Annotated in this window: 14 protein-coding genes and 1 tRNA gene; 3 read left to right on the top strand and 12 right to left on the bottom strand. The window is 44.5% G+C overall.

Features of this window, described 5'->3' with window-relative positions; translation table 11 throughout:
• Positions 1–59 precede the first annotated feature (59 nt).
• From iorA (H8S07_RS07595) to H8S07_RS07605, 3 genes are read left to right on the top strand one after another with little or no spacing between them, the layout of a single operon-like run.
• On the top strand, positions 60–1883 hold the full coding sequence (gene iorA / locus H8S07_RS07595; protein WP_186855782.1) for an indolepyruvate ferredoxin oxidoreductase subunit alpha: 1824 nt from the start codon (positions 60–62) through the stop codon (positions 1881–1883).
• Positions 1876–2448, top strand: coding sequence for an indolepyruvate oxidoreductase subunit beta (locus H8S07_RS07600; protein ID WP_186855783.1), 573 nt, complete (start codon positions 1876–1878; stop codon positions 2446–2448). The genes iorA (H8S07_RS07595) and H8S07_RS07600 overlap by 8 nt, the downstream gene beginning before the upstream one ends.
• 44 nt (positions 2449–2492) lie before the next feature.
• Positions 2493–3728: a phenylacetate--CoA ligase family protein gene (locus H8S07_RS07605; RefSeq protein ID WP_186855784.1), complete on the top strand. Its 1236-nt coding sequence runs from the start codon at positions 2493–2495 to the stop codon at positions 3726–3728.
• A 134-nt stretch (positions 3729–3862) separates the two neighbouring features.
• Here the strand turns inward: H8S07_RS07605 and H8S07_RS07610 are convergent.
• The 12 genes from H8S07_RS07610 to iorA (H8S07_RS07665) all read right to left on the bottom strand — a co-directional run bounded on the left by H8S07_RS07610 (position 3863) and on the right by iorA (H8S07_RS07665) (position 12538).
• Positions 3863–3933: transfer RNA gene (locus tag H8S07_RS07610), tRNA-Gly, on the bottom strand.
• Positions 3934–4056: 123 nt separating this feature from the next.
• The gene (locus tag H8S07_RS07615) at positions 4057–4653 is read right to left on the bottom strand and encodes a histidine phosphatase family protein (protein WP_186855785.1); all 597 of its coding nucleotides are present in this window, start codon (positions 4651–4653) and stop codon (positions 4057–4059) included.
• Positions 4650–5036 carry a bifunctional adenosylcobinamide kinase/adenosylcobinamide-phosphate guanylyltransferase gene (locus H8S07_RS07620; protein WP_021860780.1) on the bottom strand — a complete coding sequence of 129 codons (387 nt, stop codon included), beginning with the start codon at positions 5034–5036 and terminating at the stop codon, positions 4650–4652. Before H8S07_RS07620 ends, H8S07_RS07615 begins: the two co-directional genes overlap by 4 nt.
• Before the next feature lie 101 nt (positions 5037–5137).
• On the bottom strand, positions 5138–5914 hold the full coding sequence (locus H8S07_RS07625; protein ID WP_186855786.1) for an adenosylcobinamide-GDP ribazoletransferase: 777 nt from the start codon (positions 5912–5914) through the stop codon (positions 5138–5140).
• A complete protein-coding gene (locus H8S07_RS07630) occupies positions 5915–6475 on the bottom strand; it encodes a bifunctional adenosylcobinamide kinase/adenosylcobinamide-phosphate guanylyltransferase (RefSeq protein ID WP_186855787.1) in 561 nt (186 codons plus the stop codon). It abuts the gene before it with no gap.
• Positions 6463–7626: a nicotinate-nucleotide--dimethylbenzimidazole phosphoribosyltransferase gene (gene cobT, locus H8S07_RS07635; protein ID WP_186855788.1), complete on the bottom strand. Its 1164-nt coding sequence runs from the start codon at positions 7624–7626 to the stop codon at positions 6463–6465. The genes H8S07_RS07630 and cobT overlap by 13 nt, the downstream gene beginning before the upstream one ends.
• Positions 7627–7697: 71 nt before the next feature.
• On the bottom strand, positions 7698–7934 hold the full coding sequence (locus H8S07_RS07640) for a putative signal transducing protein (RefSeq protein WP_021860784.1): 237 nt from the start codon (positions 7932–7934) through the stop codon (positions 7698–7700).
• Positions 7935–7947: 13 nt separating this feature from the next.
• Positions 7948–8394 (bottom strand): hypothetical protein, encoded by a 447-nt coding sequence (locus H8S07_RS07645; protein WP_021860785.1) that lies wholly within the window; start codon positions 8392–8394, stop codon positions 7948–7950.
• A 14-nt stretch (positions 8395–8408) separates the two neighbouring features.
• Positions 8409–9740, bottom strand: coding sequence for a phenylacetate--CoA ligase family protein (locus tag H8S07_RS07650; RefSeq protein WP_117536738.1), 1332 nt, complete (start codon positions 9738–9740; stop codon positions 8409–8411).
• A 44-nt stretch (positions 9741–9784) separates the two neighbouring features.
• Positions 9785–10204, bottom strand: coding sequence for an ACT domain-containing protein (locus tag H8S07_RS07655; RefSeq protein WP_021860787.1), 420 nt, complete (start codon positions 10202–10204; stop codon positions 9785–9787).
• 10 nt (positions 10205–10214) lie between these two features.
• Complete coding sequence (locus H8S07_RS07660) at positions 10215–10784, bottom strand: indolepyruvate oxidoreductase subunit beta (RefSeq protein WP_117536739.1); 570 nt, start codon at positions 10782–10784, stop codon at positions 10215–10217.
• A complete protein-coding gene (gene iorA, locus H8S07_RS07665) occupies positions 10784–12538 on the bottom strand; it encodes an indolepyruvate ferredoxin oxidoreductase subunit alpha (protein WP_186855789.1) in 1755 nt (584 codons plus the stop codon). The genes H8S07_RS07660 and iorA (H8S07_RS07665) overlap by 1 nt, the downstream gene beginning before the upstream one ends.
• Between the last annotated feature and the right edge of the window lies 1 nt (position 12539).

Consider the following 12539-nt stretch of genomic DNA (forward strand, 5'->3'; position numbering starts at 1 on the left):
CAAAACAGACTATACTTATTTTTAATTATTACTATTTTTAACGAACTTGAGGTGAGATCATGCATAAAGAATTTTTAATGGGAAATGCAGCGATTGCACTTGGTGCTGTTGCTTCCGGTGTCAATGTTGTTGCCGGATATCCCGGAACTCCATCCACGGAAGTTCTTGAAACAATTGCCAAACACCGTCCGGATGATGTCTATGTCGAATGGTCGGTTAATGAAAAAGCAGCAATGGAGCTAGCCGCAGGCGCCTCCTACAGTGGCGCAAGAACACTCGTCACAATGAAACAGGTTGGTTTAAACGTTGCTTCCGATCCTCTGATGAGTCTGGAATACATCGGAGTTAAGGGCGGTATGGTAATTCTTGTCGCCGACGATCCAGGACCGATTTCCTCGCAGACAGAGCAGGATACCAGACATTTCGCAGCATTTTCCAAGCTACCTTGTTTTGATCCGTCTTCTGCACAGGAAGCATATGAGATGATTCAGGAAGCGTATGAATACTCTGAAAAATATAACACTCCTGTATTTTTGCGCCCGACTACCCGCGTCTGTCACGGCTATGCTTCTGTATCTGTCAAAGATCCGGAAGAATATACTGTACATACGCCGGAAGGCTTTGTCAAAGACTCAAAGCGTTGGGTTATTTTCCCACGGCTTTCTTACCAGAACCATCAGAAGATAGAAGCCAGAAATGTTGAATTAGCGGATATGTTTTCTTCCTATGAGAAAAATAAAATCTATCCTGCCTGTGACGCTTTTGCAGACAGCAGGAAAGGAATCGTATCCGGCGGTATCAGTTTTACTTATGCGATGGAAACACTGATTGAAACCGGTATGGTCCGCCATTTGAAGATTTCGACTCCGCATCCTTTTCCGGAAAAGCTGGCAGTCCAGTTCTTAGACGGACTCGACGAGGTACTCTGTCTGGAAGAATTAGATCCTGTCATTGAGCGGGAGCTTACTTATATTTGTGGAAAATATCACCTTCCGGTAAAAATTCTCGGAAAACTGACACACAATACTGCCAACGCCGGAGAAAATACAAGAGACAGCGTAGATACCTATATCCGCACATTTCTTGATCTTCCGTTAAAGGAACAGCCAAAACTTACAGATGTCCCTCCACTTCCGGTACGTCCGCCGGTTCTGTGTGCAGGATGTCCGCACCGTGCTTCTTTCTACGCAGTAAAAAAAGCAATGCAGGGTCGCAAGACTATTTTCTGTGGTGATATTGGCTGTTATACACTCGGCAATGCCAGTCCACTTGATATGGTAGATACCTGCCTCTGCATGGGTGCAGGTCTGAATATCGCACAGGGTGTGGAAAAAATTGAACCGGATACTGCCTGCTTTGCATTTGTCGGAGATTCTACGTTTTTCGCTTCTGCGATCACCGGAGTTGTCAATGCGGTCTATAATCAGGCGAATATGACACTTGTTGTTCTGGATAATTCAACCACTGCCATGACCGGACACCAGCCGCATCCCGGTACCGGCCGCACTGTTATGGGCGAAATCGTCCAGAAAATCAATATCGAACAGGTTCTTCGCGGTATCGGCGTGCAGGATGTAGAAACAGTAAATCCACTGGATCACGAGGCGGCTGTCTCCTGCGTAAAAGAGCTCGCAGATAAGCCGGGTGTAAAAGCGATCATTTTCAAATCGCCATGCATTGCTGTCACAAAACCGGGCACCCCGATGCATGTAGATATTTCCTCCTGCATCCATTGCAAGAAATGCATCCGGGAATTGGGATGTCCTGCAATCATTACAGAAGACGGAAATGTTTCCATTGATTCATCTATGTGCACCGGCTGTGGACTTTGCAGTCAGATCTGTCCAGTTCATGCGATCAAAGGAGGTAAACAGCATGATTAAAAATATTGTACTCTGCGGTGTTGGCGGACAGGGTACCGTCCTTGCATCCAAACTTCTTGCTGCCGCAGCTATGGAACAGAATATTCCGGTTATGAGTGCCGAAACGATCGGTATGGCGCAGCGTGGCGGAAGTGTATTCAGCCATGTGCGTATCGGTGAAGGGCTCTATTCCCCGATGATCGCCGTCGGAACTGCCGATCTGATCATTGGATTCGAACCGGGCGAAACGGTCCGTATGCTTCCATACTTAAAAGAAGGCGGTCATGTTGTTGTAAGCACTCGCGCGATCAAGCCGGTAACTGCAACACTTTCAGAAAGCAATTATGATTCCGAACCAATGCTTGAATATTTAAAACAAAACGTTCCGAATCTTACACTGATCGATGCTGACAAAGCCTGTGCGGAAATCGGTTCATCCAAAGTCCTGAACATGATTCTCCTCGGAACTGCACTTCGTACCGGTGTACTTGACTTCAACTTAGAAGACATCGAACATGTAATGCTCCGGACACTTCCGGAAAAATTCCACGCCATGAACCTTCAGGCATTAAATTATACAAAATAACCGGATATGAAACATTTCATTTACATAACAGAAAGGACAGACCTATGAAAATTACAGAAACACAAATTGCACAGGTAAACGGACAGATTCAGGCTCTTATCAAAGCCGAGAGTTTCTATGGAAAGAAACTGAACGAAGCCGGTGTTTCAAGCATTTCCAGTGCGGAAGATTTCCAGAAGCTTCCATTTTCCGAGAAAAGTGACTTAAGAAATGCCTATCCACTCGGACTTATGACTGCACCGGAGGAGAAGATCGTCCGCATCCACTCTTCTTCCGGAACAACCGGACTTCCGGTCATCATCCCGTATACAGCCAAAGACGTAGACGACTGGGCGATTATGTTCAAACGTTGCTACGAAATGACTGGCATGACAAATATGGATCGTATCCAGATTACCCCGGGATACGGACTGTGGACTGCCGGAATCGGTTTTCAAGCAGGCGCTGAGAAATTAGGTTCTATGGTCATTCCTATGGGACCTGGTAATACCGACAAACAATTACAGATGATGATGGACATGAAAACGACAGTCCTTGGTTCTACTTCTTCTTATGCATTGCTTCTCGCAGAAGAGATTAAACGTCGCGGTATCAAAGATAAGATTCATCTGAAGAAAGGTATCATCGGTTCTGAAAGATGGGGCGAAAAGATGCGGAAACGTATCTCCGAGGAGCTCGGCATCGAGTTGTATGATATTTACGGACTGACAGAAATCTACGGTCCGGGAATCGGTATCAGCTGCTCACATGACTGCGGTATGCATTACTGGGATGATTATATTTACATTGAAATCATTGATCCTGTAACAGGTGAAGTTCTTCCGGACGGCGAACTCGGTGAGATTGTAATCACTACTCTTGTAAAAGAGGGCGCACCGCTGATCCGTTATCGTACACATGATCTTTCCCGCATTATTCCGGGTGAATGCCCTTGTGGAAGCAAATTTCCGCGTCTGGATACGATCATGGGACGTACTGACGACATGATGAAGATCAAAGGTGTAAATGTATTCCCAAGCCAGATTGAAGAGATTCTGAAAGAATTCAAGGAAGTATCCAGCGAATATCAGATCCGCATCTCTCATCTGGACGGCAAAGACACGATGCGTATCTACGTCGAGACAAACGGAACCGTTGATTTCCTTGATCTTGCAGACCGCATTGCTACACGTGTAAAGAGCAAGATCGGATTTACTCCGCTTGTAAAAGTTGTGGAAATCGGTCTTCTTCCGAGAAGTGAGAAGAAAACGAAACGTGTAATTGACGAACGTTATGAATAAATAATATTTTATAGCACGAAAAGCCTGCTCTTTAACAGGCTATGAGAGCTCAAAAGAAGAGCAGAATTATTACAAAGTGAGGATTCACATAAGTAATGATTCTGCTCTTTTGCTTGGTTCATCATATATAAAAAAGCGGGTGATGGGAATCGAACCCACGTATCCAGCTTGGAAGGCTGGTGTTCTACCATTGAACTACACCCGCATTTATTTTTGTTGCTCTCTGCAACGAAAATTATGATATCATAGATTCTTATAAATTGCAACTATTTTTTCAATTTTTCAAATTATTTTTTCAATTGAGTTTTCAGCTTTCAACCAGATTTTTTCACTCCATTTTTTTATTAAAGCTACACTTCCTGTAATTACACTGGTTATTTTCCGTCTTGCTTTTCAGATTTAGCACATAGCCTTCCCCATTTTTCACCTGGAAATCATAGTACTGCCCCTGCGGTCTTGCATATTTCTCCATCACGTTCATGATCGTTCCACCATGTACGACAAATGCAATCTGTGAAGCATGCTCCTTTTCCGCGATTTTCAATGCGGTCTCGATTCCACGGATGCAGCGGTCGCGCACTTCTTTCCTGCTCTCTCCGCCCGGAAATGGCAATGTACCGCCGCTGTCAATCCAGGCCTGATATCTGACATCACCGGACAATTCTTTATATGTGTGGCCTTCAAATGCACCGAAATCGCTCTCTCTTAATTCTTCTATGCATTGATACTGCTGCCCCGGATAAATCGTTTCTGCGGTCTGCATACAGCGTTTCATGGGACTGGTAAACACCATCTCCACCTGCGGGTACTGGTATTTCTTCAAGTTTTCTCTTCCAGCCTCGCACAAAGGCTCATCTGTCCTTCCGATATAGCGCTCTTCCAGATTTCCTTTTGTCTTTCCATGTCGTATCAGATAGATTTTCATCCTTTGATCACCGTTCCTATCCCACAGATTACCCTGTGCACTTCTTTTGCTTCTGCCGCAATCTGCGTGCATACCCTACCATGCGTCTCTCTATATTCTCTGTAAAATGCATCTGTCGGAACGATTCCATATCCAATTTCATCTGTGATCAACACTATCTCTGAATTTTCACACTTTAACTTTTCCACTATTTTTAAAAGTTCCGGAAGCTTTTTCCCCTCACGCATCCGGTTTTCAATATAACTGTGGAAATGATCCATTCCCTGACATGCAAAGATTGTCTCTTCTGCGCATGATATTCCATCTACAAAATCTATACCAGGGTACATCTGTTTTGCATAATTTCGTTTTCCATGATAGGCTCCGCCTGTTATTAATATCATTTTTCTCTCCTGTTATTCTCCACCAAAACCTGCCACTAACAACCTTCTCCAAACGCTATTGCAACCCATAGGACTTCGCGTGCTTTTGCCGCTGGCATCATCTACACACTCGTCACAATTACCGCTGCCATTGCAATTCCAAGTTCACAGATCTGCAGAAAATACCCTGCCAGATCTCCGGTAACTCCGCCAAATTTTGCACATGCCATATGATGATAATACAGAAAAAGAAGTCCTGCAACAATCACGCAACAAAGCCCTGCTCCTCTTCCTGCCCATAACAATGCTACAATTTCCAGCACCAGATAGATGATCAATACACGAAAGGTTCTTCTCTTATCTGCACGCTCGGCAAATACTGCAACCAGACCGTTTTTCCTTGCCTGAGGAAACCGAAGTACGGATATGCCACTTAGTGTCCGGGATAGTATGAATCCCATCCCGATCAGCCGCATGCTCTCCTCTGTCACGCCGGAATATATGCCAAGACTCAAGATGAAATAAACGCAGCCGGACAGGATTGCAAATGCTCCTGCATGGGGATCTTTAAGAATTTCCAGACGCTTCTCTTCCGATTGCCAGGAGCTTAATGCATCCTGCGTATCCAGAAATCCATCCATGTGGATGCCACCACTGATCAAAACCGGTAACACCGTCAGTACTGCCGGAAAGAACAGGCTGCCAAATGAGATTTCTCTTTCTTTTAACAGATCTGCAAACAACACGACCAGATAGGAGATGCCGCCTGTCACAGCTCCCACCCAAGGGAAAAAACACATAGCATAGGACATATTTTCTTCCGTCCACTCGCTTTGTGGCATTGGTATTTTACTGTACATTGCAAATGCAATTTTAAAACTGTTCCATAATTTCTTCATCTATTTTATCTCCACCGGAATCCCATATACGACTTCCGTTACTTTCTCTGCAAGTCCGGCAAGGCTCTGGTTTACTTCCCCCAGTACTCGCTGGTAAATCTTCGTCTCTTCGCTGTATTCCATCTGATCTCCCTGAACTTCATTTGTAACGATGACAAGTAAATCCGTCTTTTCTATCACATGCCGGATTCCTTCCAGTATCTGTCTTTTTACTTTTTCAGGTTTATTCATGTTTCCTGCTTCGTCATACAGCTCATTTGCCGTCAGATTCGACATGCACTCTAACAGAATCCCCGTATTTACCGGAATGTCTGCTTTCACAAGATCCCGGTAACATTCAAATGTCCGGAATCCTTTTCCCGCGCGCAGTCTCCTGTGTCTTATAACTTTTGTTTCCCCTTCTTTTCCATATGGAATCATCGTCGCAATATAGAGTGGCGCAGACGGATTCGTATTTTCGCTATTTTCATCATACAGATTTTTCTCGCGTTGTTCAAGCAGCCAGTTCTCTGCATAGGCTGATTTTCCACTTCCGCTTCCTCCGGTAATTACATGCAACATGGCGTTCCTCCTATATTTGCTTCTGTTTTTTCCGGAGAATCCTTTGCCGGATTTTCTTTCGTATAATCCTTGTAGTCCTCAATCTGATTCTCTGCAAATGTGCTCATTTCCTGATACACGGATAATCCAAGTTCCAGAACCGGTAAATATGCGACTGCTCCGGTTCCTTCTCCTAAACACATACCGAGATTCATGCCGTGGACATCACTGGCTTTTTCCGCTGTCAGCTCTCGCAATACCATCCCGGCCCCCGGTTCTTTTGATACGTGTGAAATCAACAGATAGTCTTTTACAGCCGGACACAGGTGCACAGCAAGAAGCGCCGCCACATCCGAAATAAATCCATCCAGCATGACAGGAATATGCTCAATTGCACCACCAAGGCAGATGCCTGCCATTCCTGCAATGTCCAGCCCTCCCACTTTTGCAAGTACATCCACCGGGTCATCTGCCCGCGGATGATGTTTTTCAATTCCCGTACAGATTGCCTGTATCTTCTTTTGCAGACCGCTATCGTCAAGCCCGGCGCCACGACCTGTCAGTTCTTCCGGTTCTTTTCCAAGAAGCACAGATGCCACAGCACTGCTTGTCGTTGTATTGCCAATCCCCATCTCACCGATACAGAGGATCTGATAGCCTTCCTTTTTCTTATCCCGGGCAATCTGTATTCCGGTCAGGATGGCACGCACTGCTTCTCCTCTCGTCATTGCCGGTTCTTTTACGAAATTTGCTGTTCCATAGCGGATCTTAACATCTGGGACTTTTGTATCTGTAACCATGCCAATGTCAACCGGAAAGAGATCCACACCAGCCTGTCTGCACATGATCGCAGCGCTTGTATTGCCGGTCAGAAAATTTTCAGCAACAATGGCGGTCACTTCCTGTCCCGTCTGTGTGACACCTTCTTCAACTACACCATTATCCGCACACATCACAAGTAATGCTTTTTTGTCCAGATGTACATTCGGATCACCGGTCATCCCTGCAATCTGGATGATGTCTTTTTCCAGTTTTCCAAGGCTGTGCAACGGCTTTGCGATTGAATTCCAGCGCTTCAGTGCGGTTTCTGCCACACATGGATCCGCCGGATGGATTGCTATGAGCATTTTCTGCAATTCTTTCTCAAGATTATTTCCCTTTTCTGCTTTCATTTTTCTTTCTCCAATGTCTCTGTCACACGCGAAAATGGAGGTCCTGCCGTAAGACATCCCTCCATTTTCTTTTATTCCTCTTCTAAAAATCCTATCGCAATCAGAACTTCTCTTGCTTTCTCTTTGCTCTCTTTCGGTACATAGATCTCTTCCCCGCTCATGGAGTTGGTTCCGTAAATATTCAGAAGACCGGCATTTCCAAGTTCTTTTCTGAGTGCCGGAATCTGCTGATTCTCCAGCGCACCAACTGCCATCTCTGCCTGGATATGATCATACGCTGTATAGATCTTTACTAAATCATTTTCCATAATCAACGACTCCTTAACTGTCAGTTGCGTGGTAAGCTTCATCTGCGCTGTATACGTCGAATCCACTGCCTTTCAGAATATCGATCACGCGTCCCGGATCGTCACTCTTTAATACTGCTGCCGCATCCACACCATTTGCGAACGCATACATATATTCGATGTTGACTTCTCCTTCCACGATCTGGTGCATCGCTTTTGCAAGTGATCCTGTCTCGTGCGGTACACGAAGCGCCACAACATCTGTAAGCATTGCTGTGATTCCTGCTTCTTTTAAAGCTGCACGTCCTTTGTGCGGATCCGATGTGATCATACGAAGCATACCATAATCGGATGTATCTGCAAGACTCAGTGCAACGATATTGACATCATTTTCTGCAAGGACACGTAGCACTTCGTCCATACGTCCTTCGCGGTTTTCCAGAAATACTGATAACTGCTGGATTGTATTACTGATTCCCATATTGTCCCCTCCTTTTACATCTCTCTGTTGTCAATGACACGTTTTGCTTTTCCTTCACTTCTCTGGATGGTCTTTGGCTCAACCAGTTTAACTCTGACTGCAACGCCCAGTGCCTGTTTTAAGACTGCACCGACTTTTGCTTTTAGTTCGTCCAATTTACGAATCTCATCAGAGAAGTATTTCTCATCTACTTCTACCATAACTGTAAGAACGTCCAGATTATTCTCGCGGTCTACGATCAGAATATAGTGTGGAGCTACACCGCCACCAATGGACAGAAGCGCGGTCTCAACCTGTGTCGGAAATACGTTAACACCACGGATAACTTTCATGTCATCGGTACGTCCTTTGAACTTCTGGATTCTAGGAAGTGTTCTTCCACATGCACAAGTGCTGTGATCAATGCTTGTAAGGTCTTTTGTACGGTAACGGAGTAATGGCATACCTTCTTTTGCAAGTGTTGTAAATACAAGTTCTCCTGTCTCTCCGTCTGCACATGCAGAATTATCTGCCGGATTCAGTACTTCCGGATAGAAGTAATCTTCATAAACATGCATACCATTATGATGGATACATTCTAACGCAACACCTGGTCCTGTGATTTCACATAATCCATAAATATCAAAACAGTTGACATTCAGCAGTTCTTCGATCTTGTGACGCATCTCTTCTGTCCAAGGCTCAGCTCCGTTGATTCCGACCTTTAATTGTAAACGATCCACAACTCCTGCTTCTCTTGCTGCTTCTGCAAGATATAATGCATAAGACGGTGTACATGCAAATGCAGTTGCTCCGAAATCCTCCATACACATGAGCTGTCTCTTTGTATTACCTGCTGACATCGGGATCGCCATAGCGCCTAATTTTCTTGCTCCGAAATCCAGTCCCATACCTCCGGTAAAAAGTCCGTATCCATAACAGATATGAAGTCTGTCTTCTGCGGTAAGTCCAGCCATCGTAAGACCTCTTGCCACACATTCACCCCAGACGTCTACGTCTTTCTGTGTATAAGATGCAAGTGTAAGCTTTCCGGTTGTTCCGGACGTTCCCTGCACTCTGACGATCTTATCCTGCGGAACTGCAAGCAGACCGAACGGATAATTATTTCTCAGATCTTCTTTTGTTGTAAATGGAAGCTTATTAATGTCCTCGATTCCTTTGATATCTCCCGGCAAAACTCCCATCTCATCCATCTTCTTACGATAAAATGAAACATGCTCATATACGTTTTCAACCTGTTTTATCAGTCTTTCACTCTGAAGTGCTGTCATCTCATCTCTGCTCATGCACTCGATTTTCGGATCTCTGATCTGTTCTTTCCAGTTTTCTAATGATACTGCTGCCATGTCGTGTTAACTCTCCTCCTTCGTACTTGTAAAATACCTTTGTATTATAAATCGGCTTCTTCTACAATCTTAACCTCTGCTTCTTTTAATACTTTCTCTGCTTTCGCAAAATCATCTGTATTAAACACCATAACCGGTTCTTTGCCATCCCGGATAATAAACGAATAAATATAATTGATGTTCAGCTCACCTTTTGCAAGAATTGCAAGCATCTGATTTAAGTTGCCTTTCTTGTCTTCCAGTGCGACTCCCATGACTTCATGGATACGCACAACATACCCAAGTTTTGTCAGATATTCTTTTGCTTCATCCGGCTTATCTACAACCATTCGCAAAATTCCAAATTCCGGTGTGTCAAATGTTGCCACTGCACGGATATTCACTCCTGCTTCTGTCAGTCTGGAAGTTACATCCATAAGACTTCCCGGTTTATTCTCTACAAATACTGATACCTGTCTGATCATAAGACACCTCCTATAACTGATAGCCTACGTCAAAGGCTTTTTTGTTAATCTCAATTGTTTTCGGCGGTACCGTCTTCTCTATCACATCATACCAGAGCTCTTTGGAAAAATCCATGTGCTGTGCTGCAATTCCGAGTACAATTAAGTTAAATACTCTTGGATTGCCAAGTTTCTTAGATTCCTCTGTAGCATCCACTGCATAGACACGGTAATCTTTTTTCAGATTCTCCAGAATATTCTCCGGATATTCAGCTGCTCCGATCACAACCGGCATCGGATCGATTCGCCAATCATTGACGATCAGTGCACCATCTTTTTTGAGGAAATGTGCATAGCGCAGTGCTTCCAGACGCTCAAATGCGATGATCACATCTGCCTGTCCTTCTTCCACGATCGGCTCTGCTACTTTATCTCCGTAACGGACAAATGTTACAACGCTTCCTCCACGCTGTGCCATTCCGTGTACCTCGGATAATTTAACATCATAACCTCCTGCAATTGCCAGTCCGCCAAGGATTCTGCTGGTGAGAAGGGTTCCCTGTCCGCCGACTCCGACGATCATAATATTCTTTACTGCCATTATTTCTCACCTTCCTTTACTAATTCTATTGCTCCGAATTTACATAAGCTATCACACAGTCCGCATCCGGTACACATTGTATCATCAATATGAACCGTTCCGTCCTCATTCTTTGTCATTGCAGGACATCCCGGTTTCATACACATTCCACACTTCTTACATTTGTCTGCGTGTGCCACGTATAATGGTTTTTTCTTCTTGCTGAGCAGTACGCAAGGTGTCTTTGTAATGATAACGGAAACTTCATCTTTCGCAACTTCTTCTTTGACAACCTGTTCCAATTTTTCAATGTCAAATGCATTGACTTCAATTACATTCTTCACACCGATTGCACGACAAAGTGCCGGAATATCGATTGCATAAGTCGGATCTCCCTGCAGTGTCTTACCGGTTGCAGCGTGATCTTGATGTCCGGTCATACCGGTTGTAGAGTTATCAAGAATCATAACCGTTCCTGTTGCTTTATTGTACATCATATTCATCAGGGAATTAACTCCTGTATGAAGGAATGTAGAATCACCAATAACAGCTACCCAGTTTTTGATATATTCTTTACCTTTTGCTTTCTCCATACCATGTAAGCTGGAAATACTTGCGCCCATACAGATTGTTGTATCTACTACACTTAACGGTGCAACGGCTCCTAATGTATAACATCCGATATCTCCTGCCGCATGCATTTTCAATTTATTCAGTACATAGTACACACTTCTGTGTGGACATCCCGGACATAAGATTGGCGGTCTTCCCGGTGCCTGCGCCGGCTGTTTCAGATCCAGCTTCTCTCCGAGAATTGCTTCACGGATCATATTGGCACTGTATTCGCCCTGAACAGTGAAGATCTCTTTACCTGTTGCTTTGATTCCCCAGGATTTTACCTGTTCTTCGATCACCGGATCAAGCTCTTCTACGATATATAACTTCTCTACTTTGGAAGCGAAATCTTCAATCAGTTTTCTCGGAAGCGGATTCACCATTCCCAGTTTCAGAACAGATGCATCCGGCATTGCTTCTCTTACATACTGATACGGGATACCACTTGTGATCACACCGATCTTCGTATCGTTCATTTCTACCTGGTTGATTGGAAGTGTATTTGCAACTTCAGCGAGTTCCAGATTGCGTTTTTCAATCTCGACATGGCGAAGCTTCGCATTGCCCGGCATCATAACCGTCTTGCGGATGTCTTTTACATACGGTTTGTCCGGCACTTCTACCGGATCACATAACTCTACCAGTCCCTGTGAATGTGCGAGTCTTGTTGTTGTACGGAATACAAATGGTCTGTCATATTTCTCACTTAAATCAAAAGCTATTTTCATAAATTCTTTTGCCTCTGAACTGTCAGAAGGCTCCAGTACCGGAAGCTGTGCTGCACGTGCCACCATTCTTGTATCCTGCTCATTCTGGGAACTGTAAAGTCCCGGATCGTCTGCGACAACAATAACCAGTCCGCCGTTAACTCCCATATAGGAAACAGTATAAGCCGGATCTGCCGCCACGTTAAATCCAACGTGCTTCATACAGGACATTGCACGGACACCTGCAACGGAGGCTCCGATTGCAACCTCCGTTGCTACTTTCTCATTCGGTGACCACTCACAGTACAGAGAATCCTTATATTTTACCAGATTCTCACTGATCTCTGTACTCGGTGTTCCCGGATATGCTGCGGAAACTTTCACTCCCGCTTCATATGCTCCCCTGGCAATCGCTTCATTGCCGAGCATAATTACTTTTTTATTTTCTGCCATT

The sequence above is a fragment of the Dorea hominis genome (genome assembly GCF_014287705.1).
Classification (GTDB): Bacteria; Bacillota; Clostridia; order Lachnospirales; family Lachnospiraceae; genus Dorea_D; species Dorea_D hominis.